This window comes from Listeria grayi, from assembly GCF_900638015.1.
Classification (GTDB): domain Bacteria; phylum Bacillota; class Bacilli; order Lactobacillales; family Listeriaceae; genus Listeria; species Listeria grayi.
The window spans coordinates 2,455,796-2,474,240 of the sequence record NZ_LR134483.1 but is presented as its reverse complement, the minus strand read 5'-3'; the positions used below and the strand labels follow the sequence as shown (position 1 = coordinate 2,474,240).

18 protein-coding genes are annotated in these 18,445 nt (G+C 41.5%); all 18 read left to right on the top strand.

The features are described from left to right. Positions 1–364: 364 nt before the first annotated feature. The 18 genes from ftsE to EL241_RS12055 all read left to right on the top strand — a co-directional run bounded on the left by ftsE (position 365) and on the right by EL241_RS12055 (position 18,418). Positions 365–1,051, top strand: coding sequence for a cell division ATP-binding protein FtsE (gene ftsE, locus EL241_RS12140; protein ID WP_003758860.1), 687 nt, complete (start codon positions 365–367; stop codon positions 1,049–1,051). After that, positions 1,041–1,925 (top strand): permease-like cell division protein FtsX, encoded by an 885-nt coding sequence (ftsX, locus tag EL241_RS12135; protein ID WP_036105629.1) that lies wholly within the window; start codon positions 1,041–1,043, stop codon positions 1,923–1,925. The genes ftsE and ftsX overlap by 11 nt, the downstream gene beginning before the upstream one ends. A 74-nt stretch (positions 1,926–1,999) precedes the next feature. Then, positions 2,000–3,253, top strand: a complete 1,254-nt coding sequence (locus EL241_RS12130) for an NlpC/P60 family protein (protein WP_003758866.1) — start codon at positions 2,000–2,002, stop codon at positions 3,251–3,253. A gap of 109 nt (positions 3,254–3,362) precedes the next feature. Beyond that, the gene (locus EL241_RS12125) at positions 3,363–4,688 is read left to right on the top strand and encodes a murein hydrolase activator EnvC family protein (protein ID WP_382310983.1); all 1,326 of its coding nucleotides are present in this window, start codon (positions 3,363–3,365) and stop codon (positions 4,686–4,688) included. A gap of 152 nt (positions 4,689–4,840) precedes the next feature. Continuing rightward, complete coding sequence (gene cls, locus EL241_RS12120; RefSeq protein WP_036105632.1) at positions 4,841–6,289, top strand: cardiolipin synthase; 1,449 nt, start codon at positions 4,841–4,843, stop codon at positions 6,287–6,289. A gap of 21 nt (positions 6,290–6,310) precedes the next feature. Next, complete coding sequence (locus EL241_RS12115) at positions 6,311–7,486, top strand: S1C family serine protease (protein ID WP_036105634.1); 1,176 nt, start codon at positions 6,311–6,313, stop codon at positions 7,484–7,486. 133 nt (positions 7,487–7,619) lie between these two features. After that, positions 7,620–8,327 carry a response regulator transcription factor gene (locus tag EL241_RS12110; RefSeq protein WP_036105637.1) on the top strand — a complete coding sequence of 236 codons (708 nt, stop codon included), beginning with the start codon at positions 7,620–7,622 and terminating at the stop codon, positions 8,325–8,327. Then, the gene (gene pnpS, locus EL241_RS12105; protein WP_036105639.1) at positions 8,327–10,102 is read left to right on the top strand and encodes a two-component system histidine kinase PnpS; all 1,776 of its coding nucleotides are present in this window, start codon (positions 8,327–8,329) and stop codon (positions 10,100–10,102) included. Before EL241_RS12110 ends, pnpS begins: the two co-directional genes overlap by 1 nt. A 132-nt stretch (positions 10,103–10,234) precedes the next feature. Beyond that, positions 10,235–10,954, top strand: coding sequence for an ABC transporter ATP-binding protein (locus EL241_RS12100; RefSeq protein WP_036105643.1), 720 nt, complete (start codon positions 10,235–10,237; stop codon positions 10,952–10,954). Beyond that, positions 10,954–12,090: an ABC transporter permease gene (locus EL241_RS12095; protein ID WP_036105646.1), complete on the top strand. Its 1,137-nt coding sequence runs from the start codon at positions 10,954–10,956 to the stop codon at positions 12,088–12,090. The genes EL241_RS12100 and EL241_RS12095 overlap by 1 nt, the downstream gene beginning before the upstream one ends. Positions 12,091–12,104: 14 nt before the next feature. Next, positions 12,105–12,764, top strand: a complete 660-nt coding sequence (locus EL241_RS12090; protein ID WP_003758885.1) for a TetR/AcrR family transcriptional regulator — start codon at positions 12,105–12,107, stop codon at positions 12,762–12,764. Positions 12,765–12,978: 214 nt separating this feature from the next. Beyond that, positions 12,979–13,878 (top strand): phosphate ABC transporter substrate-binding protein, encoded by a 900-nt coding sequence (locus tag EL241_RS12085; RefSeq protein WP_036105648.1) that lies wholly within the window; start codon positions 12,979–12,981, stop codon positions 13,876–13,878. A 92-nt stretch (positions 13,879–13,970) separates the two neighbouring features. Beyond that, the gene (pstC, locus tag EL241_RS12080; protein WP_003758890.1) at positions 13,971–14,897 is read left to right on the top strand and encodes a phosphate ABC transporter permease subunit PstC; all 927 of its coding nucleotides are present in this window, start codon (positions 13,971–13,973) and stop codon (positions 14,895–14,897) included. Next, positions 14,894–15,778 (top strand): phosphate ABC transporter permease PstA, encoded by an 885-nt coding sequence (pstA, locus tag EL241_RS12075; RefSeq protein WP_036105651.1) that lies wholly within the window; start codon positions 14,894–14,896, stop codon positions 15,776–15,778. Before pstC ends, pstA begins: the two co-directional genes overlap by 4 nt. 22 nt (positions 15,779–15,800) lie before the next feature. Then, entirely contained in the window at positions 15,801–16,571 is a 771-nt protein-coding gene (gene pstB, locus EL241_RS12070) for a phosphate ABC transporter ATP-binding protein PstB (protein WP_036105655.1), read from the top strand. Positions 16,572–16,583: 12 nt separating this feature from the next. Then, entirely contained in the window at positions 16,584–17,360 is a 777-nt protein-coding gene (gene pstB / locus EL241_RS12065; protein WP_003758898.1) for a phosphate ABC transporter ATP-binding protein PstB, read from the top strand. A 12-nt stretch (positions 17,361–17,372) separates the two neighbouring features. Next, positions 17,373–18,032, top strand: coding sequence for a phosphate signaling complex protein PhoU (phoU, locus tag EL241_RS12060; protein WP_003758900.1), 660 nt, complete (start codon positions 17,373–17,375; stop codon positions 18,030–18,032). An 80-nt stretch (positions 18,033–18,112) separates the two neighbouring features. Continuing rightward, positions 18,113–18,418: an ArsR/SmtB family transcription factor gene (locus tag EL241_RS12055; RefSeq protein ID WP_036105657.1), complete on the top strand. Its 306-nt coding sequence runs from the start codon at positions 18,113–18,115 to the stop codon at positions 18,416–18,418. The last annotated feature ends 27 nt before the right edge of the window (positions 18,419–18,445 follow it).

Sequence of the window (18,445 nt, the reverse complement as noted above, 5' to 3'; positions counted from 1 at the left end):
TGATACCGCAATGGTCTCAAGCTTTTTTTATAGTCGCGATAACTACCCGAAAAAAGGGAGAAGCAACTGTAATCATTTTTAATGTGGTTGTAATGTTAATTCTTAGTAAAAACATGTACAATTGGTACCAGTGGAAATTTCCAAGTTCCGCTCTGAAAGTATGAAAAATTACTTGTTACAAATCAATCAGTCAATGTAAAGCACGACATATAACTGTAATGTAAATAACCTATAGATGAAAAACTAGAATGGTATAATGGAGCATGTGATGCAGGGATATGCCCTGCAGACATATATATCTTTCTAGAACTCAGGTTTGCATTGCTAAGTAATCTAAAAAGGAAAGGCATAGCAAGGTGATAACATGATACTCATGGAAGATGTATATAAAAAATATCCAAACGGCATTACAGCTGCGAACGGACTCAATGTACATATAAAACAAGGTGAATTTGTTTATGTTGTTGGACCAAGTGGAGCTGGGAAATCTACTTTTATCAAGATGATCTATCGTGAAGAACGTGCAACGAAAGGTAATATCAGAGTAGATTCTTTTGACCTGATCAATATGAAAAATCGGGAAGTGCCATATCTTCGTAGACACGTTGGAGTTGTCTTTCAAGATTACAAATTACTCCAAAGCAAAACCGTCTACGAAAACATTGCCTACGCAATGGAGGTAGTAGAAGCTGAGCCAGCCGTTATCAAGGAACGTGTCATGGAAGTGCTGGACTTAGTAAACTTGAAACATAAAGTTCGGATGTTGCCGGATGAACTGTCAGGTGGAGAACAACAGCGTATCTCTATCGCCCGTTCAATAGCCAACATGCCCAAAGTCTTGATAGCTGACGAACCTACAGGAAACTTGGATCCGGATACTTCGTGGGAGATCATGAATATCTTGGAAGAAATCAGCAATCGCGGAACGACCATCGTAATGGCAACGCACAATAAAGAAATTGTGAACACATTGAAACATCGTGTTATCGCCATCGAAAATGGACGAATCGTACGGGATGAAGAGCAAGGAGAATATGGCTATGAAATTTAGAACATTTGGGCGACACGTCAAAGAAAGTTTCAAGAGTATCTATCGGAATGGCTGGATGACATTTGCGGCAGCCAGTGCAGTAACTGTTACGTTGATCTTAGTGAGTGTGTTTTTCGCGATTTTGCTCAACGTCAATAAACTTGCATCCGATGTGGAGAACAACGTACAAATCAATGTACATATCAGTCTCGGCGCGAAACAAGCAGAACAAGATACATTGAAAAATCAAATCGAGCAGCTTAATGGAGTTGAAAAAGTCACTTTTTCTTCGAAGGAAGAACAACTTAAAAAATTAGTTGGCTTCTATGGCAAAAACTTCAACCTCTTCAAACAAAACAATCCGCTTTATGATGTTTTTGTGGTTCAAGCTGAAAAACCAGAACAAACGAAAATGGTGGCCGAAGAGATCCACCAACTGAAAAATGTCGACAATGTCGATTATGGTAAGAAAACAGTTGATAAATTATTTAACACACTTAAATGGGCAAGATATGGTGGAATCGTTTTAAGTATCGGCTTGGTACTAACAGCCATGTTCCTGATCTCGAATACGATCAAGATCGCTATCTTCTCTAGAAGAAGAGAAATCGAGATTATGAAATTAGTTGGCGCAACAAACTGGTTCATTAGGTGGCCGTTCATTTTGGAAGGTGCTTGGCTAGGTTTCATCGGAGCAATTATTCCGGTTATCCTAACATTCATTGGATATATCAATACGTATCGTATCGTAAATCCAAAATTAGCCAGCAGTTCACTTTCACTATTACCACCGACGCCATTCGCGTATGAGATCAGCGGTCTAGTAATCGCTATCGGAGTTGTTATCGGTATTTGGGGCAGCGCGATTTCCATTCGCAGATTCTTGAAAGTTTAATTTTAATAGTAGGTATATACCCGTGTAAACGAAAATAAAACAATAAGGCTAGGGAGCTTTAGGAGGTAAATTAATTGAAAAAAAATGCATTTGTAGCACTTTCACTTGCAGCAGTCATTAGTTTAACACCAGCGTTCACAACAAACGCTTTTGCGGACATCAACAAGGATATCCAAGCAAAAGACAGCAAAATCGATAGTTTGAAATCTAAAAAGGATGATTTACAAAGTACATTATCTGATCTGATTACTAAAATCGAAAAAACTAAAGAAAATGCAAAATCTTTACAAGTGAAATTCGATCAAACAAGTAAAGAATTAAAAGAATTGAACCAACAAATTAAAGTTATCAATGAACGTATCCAACAACGCCAAGAAGTTTTAAAAGAACGCGCACGTGCGATGCAAAAAACTTCTAACTCAAATACGTATGTGGACATCATTATCAATTCCGAAAACTTATCTGATTTGATCAACCGTGTATCTGCTGTAAATCAATTAGTTTCCTCTGACAAATCAATATTAGAAGAACAACAAAAAGATGTGAACGAACTTAAAGCGAAACAAGATTCCGTAAAAGAAAAACAAGCGGAACAACAAACTGCTATTCAAAAATACGAAGAAGAACAAAACAGCATTGAAAGCCAAAAAGCGAAAAAAGAAGCTTTAGTAGCTAGCATTGCTGCTGAACAAGCAAAAGCTGAAAACGAAAAAGCTGGTCTTGTAAGCGAACGTAACAAGCAAGCAAAAGCAGCAGAAGAAAAAGCAAAAGCATTAGAAGAAGCAACCAAAGCAGTAGCAACAACACAAGAAAATGATTCCGATAATACACCTGCTGTCACACATACTTCTAACAACGATAACAGCTCTTCTAACTCAAGCGCTTCACACAATTCAAAAAGCACTAGCAATACAAGCTCTTCATCTAACTCAGGCGGCGACAATTCGAGCGCTCCAGCAGGAAAAGGTTACGGAGCAATGATCGCAGATGCAAAAGCACAACTAGGAAAGAGCTACCGTTTAGGAGCAACTGGACCAGACGCATTTGACTGTTCTGGATTCACACAACATGCTTTCCGTGCCGCTGGAATTTCTCTTCCAAGAACTTCTGGTGCACAATATGGCGCAGCAACAAAAATCAGTGCAAGCCAAGCCAAACCAGGTGACTTAGTATTCTTCAGCTACGGTGGAGGAATCGCTCACGTTGGGATCTACGTTGGCGGTGGAACAATGATCAATGCGCAAAATGATGGCGTAAAATACGATAACATCACAAGCGGATATTGGGCTAAATATTTAGTTGGTTACGGTCGCGTAGCAAATTTCTAATAAGTAAGACCAATTAATGTGAATTTTAAAAATAGAAAAGTACCTTTGCGAATTTTCAGGGGTACTTTTTATTTTTCGGCAAAATAGAAAGGAACGTGTTATGAAAAAATTGATTTTACATATTGGATTGCTTGCTTTTTTGAGTGTTGGACTTATGTTTCAGCCTTTTAACGCACAAGCTGCCAGTATAGGTGATTTGGAGCAAAAGCAGGAGTCTATTAAAGACAAAAAATCGAATTTAGATAAAGAAACGCAAGAAAAACAATCGGAAATCGACAAATTAGAAGAACAAAAGAAAGATGCTTCCAAGGATTTGAATGAATTACTTGAGAATATCGAAAAAACGAATTTAAAATTAAAGAAACAGCAAGAAGCGGTTACAAAAGAAAAACAAGAGATCAAACGAATCGCGGATAAGATCCAAGCTTTGAAAAAAGAAATCAAAGCACGTCAAGAAGTACTCAATGAGCGCGCTCGGACGTTGCAAAAAAACGGAACAGCAGATAATTACTTATCCCTCTTGATGGATTCGGATGATTTTAGTGATCTGATCGACCGCGTTGGAATCGTAACAACAATCGTGAAAGCTGATAAAACGATCATGGATGAGCAAAATCGAGATAAGAATGATTTGAAAGATACGCAAGAAAAAGAAAAGAAACAACTTGCAAAAGTGAAACAGCTGGCAGAAGAGGTCAAGATCGCTCGAAATAACATGGAAAGTCAAAAATTAGAAAAAAACGATTTGATCCTAAACCTGGCGAAGAAAAAACATTTATCACAAAGTGAAAAAGCTACTTTAGAAAGTCAAAAAGGTTCTTTAAATGAAGCAGAATCGCAAGTGGCTTCAGCACTTACTTCAGAAAAATCTCGAATCGCTGAAGCAAAACGACAAGCAGAAGCAGAGAAGAAAGCGGCAAAAGCAGCTGATGAATCTAAACAGCAGACTGTCCAACAGCATGACACGGTTGCGCGTAGTGCAGGCTCATCTTCCAGCAGCACGGAAAAAACAGCGGATAACAGTGGTAATGGTATGTTTATTAAGCCAGCTGCTGGTATGCTGACATCGCCATTCAGCGATCGGACTAATCCAGTAACTGGTCAGCATGAATCGCATAAAGGACAGGATATCGCCACAGGCGGAACGGTTCCTATCCATGCAGCAGCTTCTGGAACAGTGGTTTTTGCTGGATTTGGAGTTTCCGGAAGTGGTTATGGCGGTTATGGTTATGTCGTAGAAATCAATCATGGCAATGGCTATCAAACGCTTTACGGACACATGAAAGCTGGAAGCCTAAAGGTGACAGCAGGGCAGCACGTGAGCCAAGGCCAAGAAATCGGGATCATGGGAGCGACTGGTCAAGCGACTGGTCAGCATCTGCATTTTGAGATCCATAAAAATGGTGTACCGGTCAATCCTGCACCGTATCTATAAAAAATCGGGAAAATGGCTTTTTGGATGTTATTTGATCCAAAGGGCCATTTTTTTGCATAAACACGAAACTGTTTTTCTGAAAGTTTTAACATAATGATATTATTTTATGCTATTATAAAAGGAACAGTTATAATTAGGGAAAGGGGAACACAATGGGGATAGTAGCTTTGTTTTTAGTGGTTTTATTAGTGCTGAACGTGTTCTTTGCAGCCGTTACTGTCTTTTTGGAAAGACGTGATACATCTGCGACATGGGCATGGCTTCTAGTATTGACTTTTATTCCAATATTGGGGTTTCTCATCTATTTGATATTCGGCAGAAAGTTATCAAGGAAAAAAATATTTGATTGGAAAGGTCAGGAAAAAATCGGCTTGAAAGAGTCGACCGCGAATCAAATCGATTTGATCCGCCAGAAAGAATTTCCATTCAGCGATGACAATGTTAAGAAACATCGTGATTTGATTTATTTACTGCTTGTCAATGATGGGGCAATTTTAACGCAAGATAATGATGTCGATATTTTTGTCGACGGACACGAAAAATTTGATGCATTGGTGCGCGATATGGAAAATGCCACCGATCATATCCATTTGCTATATTATACGTTCCGCTCGGATAATTTAGGGAAACGTATTTTGGAAGTACTGGAGCGTAAGGCAGCTCAAGGCTTAAACGTGAAGGTCGTTTATGATGCAATGGGTTCCAGAACAACAAAGAAATCTTTTTTTAAACAATTAGTGAAAAATGGCGGAGAAGTGCATCCGTTTTTCCCCTCTAAATTTCCGCTTATCAATTTCCGACTGAACTATCGCAATCACCGTAAGCTGGCGATCATCGATGGAAAGACTGGTTATATTGGTGGGTTCAATATTGGGGACGAGTACCTCGGACTAGCGAAGAAATTCGGCTATTGGCGCGATACACATTTGCGTGTGAGTGGAAAAGCGGTCTATGCGATGCAAACGCGGTTCATCATGGATTGGAATTCAGCGAAGCCGCTGCAGAAACTAGATTATAAATCCCGTTATTTCCCAGCATTCTACGGAGAAGGGCAGTCTAGCATGCAGATCGTTTCAAGCGGACCAGATTCCGATTGGCAGCAGATCAAGAACGGTTATATCAAAATGATCAATTCGGCGAAAAAATATATTTATCTGCAAACGCCTTACTTTATTCCGGATGCGAGTTTGTTGGAAGCGCTGAAAATTGCTTCTTTATCTGGCGTAGATGTACGCATCATGATCCCTAATAAGCCGGATCATGCCTTCGTATATCGGGCAACGACGAGTTATGTCGGTGAACTTATTGAAACTGGTGCGAAGATCTTTATTTATGATAATGGCTTCATCCATGCTAAAACAATGGTAGTCGACGGCGAGATCGCTTCTGTCGGTACTGCCAATATGGATTTTAGAAGTTTCCGGTTGAATTTTGAAGTCAATGCTTTTATTTATGATAAAAAACTGGTACAGCAATTAGAGGATATTTATTTGGAAGATATCTTGAAGTCTTATCAACTGACAAAGGAACTTTATGTCAGCCGTTCGCTTTGGATCAAATTCAAAGAAGCGGTAAGTCGGTTATTATCTCCTATACTATAAAAAAGAAAGGCTGGAATCCGCATGAACTTATGGATAGAAATTCTCGCAATGATCGGCAGATTGTTTATGCAGCCAGTACTCTATATTACTGTGTTGGCTACGCTGCTAGTAGGCTATAGACGCGTAAGACAAGAACGAAGATATTTCCACGTGGGGATCGCTCCTGCGGGGCAAGAACTGAAACGATTATTTGGCTACGGACTATTAGTTGGACTGATGATTTCCATTATCAGTATCGTGGTTGGAGGAACCGTTACATATGAATGGCTCGTGCTGTTCAACTGCGTAAGTGTCATCAGTTTGCTGATATTTGCTTTCCGATTGCATTCAGCGGCGATCTTACTTGGTGTAACGAATTTGCTTTTTTACATTTTACTGTTCAATAAATGGGAGATTCCGGCATTGATAGGATTCCCTAGTAAAAAAGGGGCAGTTTTGGAGGATCCGTTGATGCTCTCGTTGACTGTGCTGCTGAGTGTATTTCTCTTCGCGGAAGCATTGCTGATTTTTGTGACGAAGCGCAAAGGAAACATGCCGACATTACGCAAAAGCCGGCGTGGCAAATTAATAGGTGCTTTCCAATTGAAAAAATTGTGGTTTATTCCGGTCGTTTTATTCATCCCCGGAAGTGTCATTGTAGGCCTGTTTGACTGGTGGCCGGTCTTATCGATCGGGTCACATACCTTCGCATTAGTGATCGTTCCTTTTGCTTTCGGGTATCAAATGGAGGTGCAAGGGGAAGAGCCTGTTCAAGCTGTGAGAAGATTAGCGAAACGTGTCTTGTTACTGGCGATCGTGGTAGCAATATTGGCCGGGTTGAGCTTTGTTTGGCCGATCCTTACATTGGCTGCAGCGCTTGTTGCGATCATCGGTAGGATCGTAATCTCAATCATGCAGACCAGACGTGATCGACATTTACCAAAACGCTACGCTCCACAAGCAGATGGTCTTATGCTCTTAGGCGCAAAAGCAGGATCACCAGCGGAAAGAATGAATTTGATAGCAGGCGATAAAATCGTCGAAGTGAATGGCAAAAAAGTGGCGAATAGGGAACAATTTTACGCCGCACTTAATCTCAACCGCGCTTTCTGCAAGCTTAAAGTACTGGATACGAAGCAAGAGCCGCGGATCGAGCAAACGGCGCTTTATGAAAATGAGTCTTATGAATTAGGCGTTTTATTAGTGGAACCGAAATAGAAAGCCGGTGCTTATCTGGGGAAATGATAAGTACCGACTTTTTTTAAGTTTGTGTAAAGAATAAGTGTTTTCGGTACCATATTTGTAAATTCATGCTATATTTTAGTAAAAGAACGAATAAAGGAGAACCGATATGACGAAGATCCTTGTAGTAGATGATGAACTTTCGATTGTAACATTATTACAATTTAATATTGAAAAAGCAGGTTTCGAGGTTATTACAGCTTCTGACGGGCAAGAAGGATACGAATTAGCCATTGCTGAAAAGCCTGATTTGATCGTACTTGATTTGATGCTGCCAGGAATGGACGGAATCGAAGTAACTAAAAAATTACGCTCGGAAAAAATCGATGTACCGATATTGATGCTAACGGCGAAGGATGAAGAACTGGATAAAATCATCGGACTAGAGCTTGGGGCCGATGACTATTTGACAAAACCATTCAGCCCGCGTGAAGTAGTAGCTCGAATCAAAGCGATCATGCGCAGAACGGAAAGCCGAAAGGAAGCTGCGGAGGAAACCGAAAGCCCGGCGGCGGAATTAACGATTGGAGACTTACACATTTTCCCCGAGAGTTATGAAGCTTACCGCGGAGATCAACTCTTAGAACTTACTCCGAAAGAATTCGAACTGCTGCTTTTCCTAGCCACCAACAAAGGTAAGGTATTTTCTCGTGATCAGCTTCTTGATGCGGTTTGGAACTATGATTACATTGGGGAAACACGGATCGTTGATGTTCATGTCAGCCATTTGCGGGAAAAAGTGGAACCGGATACGAAACGTCCGCTTTACATCAAAACGATCCGCGGCTTCGGCTATAAAATGGAGAATATGAAATAATGAAAAAGTTATGGATGAAGATAGGGGTCAGTTTTATCAGTCTGTTCTTTATCGTTATTGTCTGCATCGGATTTGTTTCCGGTGAATTTATTCGGACTACATATATTGAAAATAAGGAAAAAGAGCTGCAGGATGATGCACGTATCTTGATCGAGTCAAGTCGTCTTGAAGATAGTACAGATCTGCAAGGTGATGGAGCAGCATTGCAGAAGCAACTCATGCCTTTTAACAAAAAAGTCGATGCTCGTATCACTGTTATCAATAAAAATGGGAAAGTGCTGGCGGATACGAAAAAAGATCCTGCTAAACTGGAAAATCATGCTAATCGGCCGGAAGTTCGAGCGATTTTAAAAAGTGGCGAAGATCTAGGCGTAGCAACACATCGCAGTCATACATTGGGCTATGGGATGTTGTATGTAGCTGTTCCGATCCTGCATAATGACCAGATCACCGGTGTGGTTCGAGTATCGGTATCGCTGGATTCGGTCGAAAAAGCTGTTTTTCAATTATGGGAAAACTTAGCGATCGTCTTTGGAGTAGCGATCATCATTATTGCATTAATTAGCTTGTGGATTGCAAGACGAGTAACTAAACCGGTCCAAGAGATCATCGAAGTATCTGAAAACCTGGCGCAACATCGTTATAACAGCCGTATCCGAGGCCGTGCGAGTGGGGAACTCCAAGACTTGGCTATAAGTGTCAATGCTTTAGCAGAAAGCTTGGAATCACAAATGCAGGCAATCAAGCAAAATGAACAACGTTTGACTGCGGTTCTCCAAAATCTTGTCAGCGGTGTTATGCTGATAAATAATGACAAGATGGTCATCATGACAAATAAAATGATGTACGAGTTGCTTGATACACCTTCTATCGCTGGTAAATATTACTACGAGGTCATCAAAAGCTTTGCACTTACCCAATTAGTAGAAGCAGCCATTCAGACGAAATCATTACAACGCGAAGAGATCACGCTATATTTCCCGAAAGAGATGACATTAGACGCCAACGTATCGCCGATTCTGACTGATCAAGGGGAGATAACCGGATTGATCCTGCTGCTACATGATATCACCCAAATCAAGCATTTGGAAAATGTTCGGACAGAATTTGTCACGAATGTTTCGCACGAACTCAAAACACCCGTTACTGCGCTCAAAGGTTTTGCGGAAACGCTCTTGGATGGCGCGATGTATGATGAAGCACTCTTGAAAAAATTCCTAGGCATCATGAAAGATGAGAGCGACAGGCTCCATCGACTGATTTTAGACATTTTAGCGTTATCGAGGATCGAGCAGCATGCCTTGCCTATCAATCAAGAAGTGGTCGATATTTACCAGACCATCACAGAAGCAGCACAGACAGTGACCGAATCAGCCAAGCAAAAAAACATTGATTTAGTCTTACCGCATGCAGCTAAACCACTGCCAATCGAAACGGATAATGACAAATTGAAACAAATCATCATCAATCTGGTTTCCAATGCGGTGGCGTATACGCCGGAAAATGGAACAGTGAAAGTTGATGTGGAAGAAAGCACGCATGAAGTCCTGTTTACGGTAGCAGATAATGGAATTGGAATACCAGCTAAAGAGATCGAGCGAGTATTTGAACGCTTTTATCGTGTGGATAAAGCGCGCAGCCGGCACTCCGGGGGAACAGGACTGGGACTTTCGATCGTGAAACATTTGACGGAACAGCTGGGCGGAAGAATCGAAGTAGCAAGTGTTGAAGGAGAGGGAACGACTTTTTCTATCCACTTGCCAAAAACAAAATAATAGAAAGGCGTGAGATATAATACATCTCGCGTCTTTTTTGATACCTAAAAATAATAACGCTTTACATTCATCTCTATATCTTTTAGAATGTAAGTGAGTAATCACTCATTTTAGTAGATGGAGGGATGAAAGGTGAGCATATTGATCGAAACAAACAACCTCAATATTAAATTGCAAAAGAAACAAATCTTAAAGGATGTTGCGATTCAAGTAAAGCAAGGTGAAATCTACGGGCTGATTGGGCCTTCCGGTGCCGGGAAAACAACACTGGTGAAAGCGATCATCGGGATGGAAAAGGCGAGCAGTGGAGAAGTGATAGTGCTGGATGCCAAGATGCCGACCTTAACAGTAATGAAGAAGATCGGGTATATGGCACAATCGGATGCCTTATACACCGAATTGACTGCGTATGAAAATTTGGATTTCTTCGCGTCGCTTTATGGCTTGAAAAAAACATATAAAAAAGAGAGAATCGCCTATGCTGCGGAAATAGTTGGATTGACCGCAGAAATGAAGAAAAAAGTGGCAGATTTTTCCGGTGGTATGAAAAGACGTCTGTCATTGGCGATTGTTCTACTCGTTGACCCAGCCGTTTTGATATTAGATGAGCCGACAGTTGGAATCGATCCCGAACTCCGCAAGTCGATCTGGGAAGAATTACGAAAGTTGAAAGAGAGTGGCAAAGGGATCTTGGTAACGACGCATGTCATGGATGAAGCGGAAAAATGCGACCGGTTGACAATGATCCGAGAAGGCCGCGTTATCGCGACTGGCTCGCCGCAAGCGCTGAAAGAGCAGACGCATAGCGCTGAATTGGAAGAAGCATTTTTGAGATTTGGGAGGGATGAATGATGCGGATCGCAGCCATTGTAAAACGGATCATGAATCAATTTCGCCGCGACAAGCGCACATTGGCGCTTCTGTTTTTAGCACCATTACTCTTACTTACACTACTTCACTTTTTATTTCAAAGTGACAGCATTACACCGAATGTCGGGATTCAAGGATTATCCGCCACTTTTACAAAAACACTGCGGGATACAGATATGACGCTAAAAACGATTTCTTCCGATGTTTCCGCGGACAAGCTCATCAAAGAAAATGACTATGATGCCGTGATCATCAAAAAAGGGAAGACGCTCACGCTTACTTTTCAAAACGACGACCCGAATAAAACCAAAGAAATCGCGCAGAAATTTCAGCAAGCATTGAAAAAGAGCGAACAAAAGCAATTTACTGCGACAACGAAAGAAATGACACAAACAATTAAGGAATTGCAACAAGTTGTCAAACAACTTCCACAAGGGCCACAGCTCAAACAGCCGAAAATCAGCAAACCGCAACATCTCAAGGTCCATACTAACTATGTATATGGAGATAAAGATACTAGCTATTTCGACACGATCGCGCCAATCTTCATCGGCTTCTTTGTTTTCTTCTTCGTCTTTCTGATCGCAGGAATCTCATTCTTGAGGGAGCGAACCACTGGAACATTGGAGAGATTGATGGTGACTCCGATCAAGCGGTTCGAATTGGAACTCGGATATCTGATTGGCTTTGGCATCTTTGCCGTTATCCAATCGGTGCTGGTGGTTTTTTATGCCGTCAACGTATTGGGGATGATCGCAAATGGTTCGATCTGGTACGTCCTGCTGATCACACTATTATTGGCATTTGTATCCATGGCGCTGGGGATGTTGCTTTCGACCTTTGCCAGCAGCGAATTCCAAATCATTCAATTTATTCCGATCGTGATCGTACCGCAAGTATTGTTTTGTGGCATCTTTTCGATCGAAGGAATGGCAAACTGGCTTCAGTGGATCGCTCATATCATGCCATTTTATTATGGTGCAGATGCTTTGCAGGCTGTTATGATAAAAGGACAAGGGTTCTCAGCGATTCAATATGATATAGGCATATTATTACTTTTTGCGATTGGTTTTTTGATTTTAAATATGTTTGCACTTAAAAAATATCGAAAAATGTAGAAAGAGGGATCAATGTGGCGGAAAAAATAAATTTACTGCAGTTGGTGTTAGAGGCAGCAGAAGAAGAAAAACAGTTAAGCCCAAAACAAAAAAATATTCTTATAGCTGCAATTGCTCTTTTTGCAGAAAAAGGTTATGCGGCAACAAGTACAAGTGAGATCGCCAAGCTGGCAGATGTAGCAGAAGGGACGGTATTTCGCCATTATAAAACTAAAAAAGAACTCTTGCAGGCAATTACCACACCTGCTATTCTTGGAAAGATCGTGCCGCCAGTTGCCGAAGAGTTTAAAAGCGAAGTATTGATCCAGGCGTATCCAAGCTTTGCTTCATTTTTGAGGGAAATTATCAAAAATCGTTTTGCTTTTGTAGATGAAAACAGCCAGATCATTAAAATATTCGCCATGGAGCTTTTTTATCAAGAGGATCTGCGCGAGCGGTTCATCGGTATTTTTTCCACCAGAGTCAAACCGACTTTAGTGAAAATCATCCAGCATTACAAGGCGCAAGGAGAGTTGGTCGATTTGCCAGATGATACGATTCTGCGGGCGATATTAACTAATGTGATCGGTTTTCTGCTCACTCGTTTCTTCCTCGCTCCAAATATTTCTTGGGAAGATGAAGTTGAAGTAGAAAACACGATTCTTTATATAACGAAGGGAATCGTAAAGAAATAATGACCAAGCAGGACATGGGCACAGCGCCGGTGTCCTTTTTTAATTTCAAACGCAATGTTTTGAATAGTTTCTGTAACGAAATTTACAGAATATCGATATAAATTTTAACATTTACATTATCTTAACATTTGCTACATAATGCCTTAATGCTGCTACTTTATAGTAAAGACTGTAAGAACTAACTACTAAAACTAATTAAGGTGGGAAATAAAAAATGAGAAAACGTTTATTTGGGATAGTGGCATTATTGGGAGCAGTACTACTTATTTTCAGTGCATGTGGAAATAGTGGTTCAAATTCTTCAAAAGCAGATAGCAAGAAATCAGATACATCCGGAACGATCACAGCAGTCGGCTCTACAGCATTACAACCATTAGTAGAAGCAGCATCCAAAGATTTCACTAGCAAAAACCCGAAAGCACAAGTTAACGTACAAGGTGGCGGTTCTGGTACTGGACTTACACAAGTACAACAAGGCGCAGTCGATATCGGTAACTCAGATGTATTCGCAGAAGAAAAAGATGGCGTAGACGCTTCTAAAATCGTAGATCACAAAGTTGCAGTTGTTGGTATGGCTCCTGTAGTAAACAAAGACACAGGCATCACAAACTTATCTCAAAAACAATTGATCGATGTTTTCACTGGTAAAGTGAAAAACTGGAAAGAAGTTGGCGGGAAAGATGAAAAAATCACGATCATCAACCGTGCTGAAGGAAGCGGTACTCGTGCTGTTTTCGAAAAATGGGCATTAAAAGGTGCAACTCCAGTCAAAGCACAAGAACAAGATTCTTCAGGAACTGTTCGTAAAATCGTTACTGAAACAAAAGGTTCTATCAGCTACCTAGCATTCTCTTACATTGATGATTCCGTAGTTGGCGTATCGATCGACAACGTGAAACCAACAGAAGACAACGTAGCAACGAACGATTGGAAAGTTTGGGGATATGAACACATGTACACGAATGGTGAAGCAAAAGGCTTAACTAAAACATTCATCGACTACATGCTTTCCGGTGATGTTCAAGATTCGCTAGTAGGCAAATTAGGTTACCAATCCATCAAGTCCATGAAAGTAGAAAGAACAGCAGACGGCAAAGTAACAGACGTAAAATAAAAATTCCAACTGAACGTCTATCCTTCCAGCGATAGGAGGGATAGACGCTTCATTTATTTAGAAACAGGGGAGCAAGAAAGGAGCTTACGCAATTGGAAGCAATATCTAAGACAAGTAAACGAAAACACACTTCCAAAAAAGCACGCTTAGAAACAACAGGTAAAGTCATTACATTTATCTGCATCGCCATTATGGTGATCGCAGCTATTTCAATATTATACTTTGTCATCTCGAAGGGGCTGGCAACTTTTTTCACTAATAAAGTCTCGTTCATTGATTTTATTAGTGGCAAAAACTGGAACCCAACAAAATTAGACAGCGCAGGAAACGCATTAGTCGGCGCACTTCCGATGATCATCGGTTCATTTGGGGTAACTCTCTTTGCAGCCGTGATCGCGGCACCACTTGCGATCGGAGCAGCCGTATTCATGGTCGAGATCTCACCTCGCTTTGGAAAAAGGATCTTGCAGCCGGTAATGGAATTATTAGTTGGTATCCCTTCCGTTGTTTACGGGTTTATCGGACTAAGCGTTGTCGTGCCATTTATTCGGGAACACATCGCTGGCAGCGGTTTTGGTATCGCAGCAGCAACAGTCGTTCTAACAGTTATGATCTTGCCAACCGTCACCTCGCTTAGTGTCGATGCGATCAAAGCTGTTCCGACTTCTTATCGCCAAGCTTCTCTTGCTCTAGGTGCAACGAGATGGCAAACGATCTGGAGAGTTATTTTACGAAGTGCTCGTTCCGGACTGCTTACCGCCGTTGTGTTCGGTATGGCTCGTGCATTCGGTGAAGCACTTGCCGTCCAAATGGTCATCGGGAATTCAGCAGTCATCCCGACTTCTCTATTTGAACCGGCTTCCACGCTGACCAGTATCCTCACAATGGGAATGGGCAACACGGTCATGGGAACCCTCGATAATAACGTACTATGGTCGCTTGCAATGGTACTTTTAGCAATGTCATTAGTGTTTATCTTGATTATTCGGTTTATCGGACGTAGGAGGAAAGTGAAATGAATGTTAAAACAAAAGACAAGATCGCTACCGTGATATTTTATTTGATCGCTTTCCTTATCGTCTGTGTGCTAGCAGGTTTACTCGGCTATATCCTTGTAAAAGGACTACCGGAGATCAGCTGGAAATTTCTTTCGACACCACCACAATCATTCCAAGCAGGCGGCGGGATCGCACCTGAGATCTGGAATTCCTTTTATATGCTAGTCATCACAATGATCATCTCTGTACCAATCGCGATCGGTGCAGGAATCTATATGTCTGAATATGCTAAACAAAACTGGATCACTGATTTTGTAAGAACGATGATCGAAGTTTTATCCTCCTTACCATCCATTGTCGTCGGCCTATTTGGCTTTTTAGTATTCGTTATTCAAATGGGCTGGAGCTTCTCCGTCCTTTCCGGAGCTCTGACGTTGACGATCTTTAACTTACCGCTCTTGATACGCGTTGTTGAAGATGCACTGCGCTCGATCCCGGATGCACAGCGGGAAGCAGGATTGGCATTAGGACTTTCACGCTGGGAAACGATCACACGCGTATTAGTTCCAGCTGCTCTGCCGGCAATTATCACAGGCGTTATTCTTGGTGCCGGAAGAGTATTCGGAGAAGCTGCAGCACTGATTTTCACCGCAGGGCAAAGTACGCCTATTCTTGATTTTGCAAATTGGAATCCATTCAGTGCAACTTCACCGCTCAATATTTTCCGCCCAGCAGAAACACTTGCAGTCCACATCTGGAAAATCAACGGGGAAGGGGTCATGCCTGACGCAGCCGCTGTATCTGACGGTGCTTCAGCAGTCTTGATCTTATCTGTCTTGATCTTTAACATCCTAGCAAGAATAGTTGGTCGCATCCTGTATAAACGGATGACATCAGCCTGATGACGAGAAGGAGTGAAACGAAATGATAACAGCAAAAAACCATCATGCTATGGCAACGGAAGACTTGCATGTATATTATGGCGATAATCATGCCATCAAAGGAGTCAGCCTGCCATTTGAAAAAAATAAAGTCACCGCACTGATTGGACCTTCCGGCTGTGGTAAGTCCACATATTTACGCGCCCTCAATCGAATGAACAATGAAATCGACGGTTGTAGGATGGAAGGACATATCTGGTATGGTGACACAGATATCAATCGACCAGAAGTCGACCTTTATCAAGTAAGAAAAGAAATCGGGATGGTTTTCCAAAAACCGAATCCGTTCAGTAAATCGATTTATGAAAATATTGCTTTTGCATTGAAACGGCATGGTATCAAAAATAAAAAAGAATTGAACGAACGCGTCGAAAAAAGTCTTCGCGATGCAGCGCTTTGGGATGAAGTAAAAGATGAACTGAATAAAAGTGCCTTGACATTATCAGGTGGACAACAGCAGCGGCTTTGTATTGCCAGAGCAATCGCAATGGAACCACAAATCTTACTTCTCGATGAACCGGCGTCAGCGCTTGATCCAATCTCAACAAGCAAGATTGAAGATCTGATAGCAGAGTTGAAGAAAAAATATACGATCGCGATCGTGACACACAATATGCAACAAGCCGGTCGTATCTCTGATTACACTGCCTTCTTCTATTTAGGAGAAGTCGTGGAGTTTGCAGATACTGTACAAATTTTTACAAATCCACAAGAGAAAAGAACGGAAGCCTATATTTCCGGGAATTTCGGTTAAGGAGGGGAAACCATGACAACGACATTAAATAATACCGAAACAGCAGTAGATGTAACCGATCTAAATTTGTTTTACGGTGAGAAGCAAGCACTTTTTAATGTGAATCTTGCCATCAAGCAAAACAAAGTCACTGCCTTGATTGGACCTTCAGGTTGTGGAAAGTCGACCTTTCTGCGGACACTTAACCGGATGAACGATTTGATTCCATCTGTGAAAACGACTGGGAAAATCGAATTAGGAGATCATAATATCCAGCAGCCTAAAGTGGACTTCGTCGATCTGCGTAAGAAAGTCGGGATGGTATTCCAACAGGGGAATCCGTTTCCCTTTTCGATCTATGACAATGTCGCTTACGGCCCACGTATGCACGGCGTTAAAAACAAGAAAGAATTAGATGCGATCGTGGAAGAAAGCCTGCGTAAAGCAGTGCTTTGGGACGAAGTAAAAGATCGTTTGAATGAAAGTGCTTTAGGGATGTCAGGCGGACAGCAACAACGTTTGTGTATTGCCCGCGTGCTTGCTGTGAAGCCGGATATTATCTTGATGGACGAACCGACTTCTGCACTAGACCCGATTTCAACAGCAAAAATAGAAGAATTGATCTTGGAATTAAAGAAAGATTATACGATTATTATTGTAACGCATAATATGCAGCAAGCTTCTCGAGTATCAGACGAAACCGCGTTCTTCTTAAACGGAAGAATCGTAGAGTTTGCAGATACGACGACGATTTTTACCAACCCGCATGCAAAGGAAACAGAAGACTATATCTCAGGAAGATTTGGATAAGGAGGACAAACCATGACAGTTCGGAGAAATTTCACAGAACAGCTTAATGACTTGCATCAGCATTTATTAGAAATGGGAATGTTGGCAAATGAGGCGGTTATCAAAGCAGTAAAAGCATTAGTAGAACGCGATACCGCCATGGCCGATCAAGTGATCGCAGAAGACAAAGCGATCAATCATATGGAGCTTGAATTAGAACATACTTCCTTTGAATTGATCGCCTTACAGCAGCCGGTCGGCGGAGATCTGCGTAAGATCGTAACCGTCTTAAAAACGACCTCTGATTTGGAACGGATCGGTGACCATGCCGTCAGCATTGCTCGAATGACACGGAAAATCGGTGACAGTAAAGTCGTTCAGCCGATACCGGAAATCAGTGAGATGGGCGCGATCGTAAAAGACATGCTGCATGACGCCCTAAATGCATACTTGGCAGAAGACGATGAATCTGCTCGAAGCGTGGCAGAGCGGGATAACAAAGTCGATGCGCTACACAAAGTCGTATATGAAAAATGTATCGCCTTTATGCAGGCGCACCCCGATGATCTGGAAGAAGCATCTCGCCTGCTGTTTGTCGCTCAATACTTAGAACGAATCGGCGACTACGTGACCAACGTCTGCGAATGGGTCGTTTATCTGAAAAGCGGTCAAATTGAAGATTTGAATCGTTAGAAAAAGCTCTATAACTTGCGGAATCATTCCTATTTAGCTATGATATGTATAAGTATCGTCAGTAGAACGGAGGAATGAAGATGGAAGAATTAGAAACAAAACTAGATGAAGAGACTTTATTCTCCATCACGCAAATATTTAAAGCGATGGCCGATCCAACACGCGTACAAATATTATATCTGCTCAGTGATAAAGAATACTCAGTCGGCGAGATCGCAAGAAGCCTTGGCTTTAACCAAACGACTGTATCCCATCAGCTACGTTTTCTTAAAAACCTTCGTCTAGTAAAATCAAGACGAGAGGGAACTTCTATTTATTATACACAAGATGACAAGCACGTTTTAGAACTATTGAAACAAACGATCCGACATGTAGAACATCATTAAAAGTTCTCTCTTGCTTATAGAGGGAAC

What these genes read in the sequence shown, in the direction of transcription:
- ftsE (WP_003758860.1), top strand. Translation starts at nt 365, where the DNA reads ATGATACTCATGGAAGATGTATATAAAAAATATCCAAACGGCATTACA.
- ftsX (WP_036105629.1), top strand. Translation starts at nt 1,041, where the DNA reads ATGAAATTTAGAACATTTGGGCGACACGTCAAAGAAAGTTTCAAGAGT.
- cls (WP_036105632.1), top strand. Translation starts at nt 4,841, where the DNA reads ATGGGGATAGTAGCTTTGTTTTTAGTGGTTTTATTAGTGCTGAACGTG.
- EL241_RS12115 (WP_036105634.1), top strand. Translation starts at nt 6,311, where the DNA reads ATGAACTTATGGATAGAAATTCTCGCAATGATCGGCAGATTGTTTATG.
- EL241_RS12110 (WP_036105637.1), top strand. Translation starts at nt 7,620, where the DNA reads ATGACGAAGATCCTTGTAGTAGATGATGAACTTTCGATTGTAACATTA.
- pnpS (WP_036105639.1), top strand. Translation starts at nt 8,327, where the DNA reads ATGAAAAAGTTATGGATGAAGATAGGGGTCAGTTTTATCAGTCTGTTC.
- EL241_RS12095 (WP_036105646.1), top strand. Translation starts at nt 10,954, where the DNA reads ATGCGGATCGCAGCCATTGTAAAACGGATCATGAATCAATTTCGCCGC.
- EL241_RS12085 (WP_036105648.1), top strand. Translation starts at nt 12,979, where the DNA reads ATGAGAAAACGTTTATTTGGGATAGTGGCATTATTGGGAGCAGTACTA.
- pstA (WP_036105651.1), top strand. Translation starts at nt 14,894, where the DNA reads ATGAATGTTAAAACAAAAGACAAGATCGCTACCGTGATATTTTATTTG.
- pstB (WP_036105655.1), top strand. Translation starts at nt 15,801, where the DNA reads ATGATAACAGCAAAAAACCATCATGCTATGGCAACGGAAGACTTGCAT.
- pstB (WP_003758898.1), top strand. Translation starts at nt 16,584, where the DNA reads ATGACAACGACATTAAATAATACCGAAACAGCAGTAGATGTAACCGAT.
- phoU (WP_003758900.1), top strand. Translation starts at nt 17,373, where the DNA reads ATGACAGTTCGGAGAAATTTCACAGAACAGCTTAATGACTTGCATCAG.
- EL241_RS12055 (WP_036105657.1), top strand. Translation starts at nt 18,113, where the DNA reads ATGGAAGAATTAGAAACAAAACTAGATGAAGAGACTTTATTCTCCATC.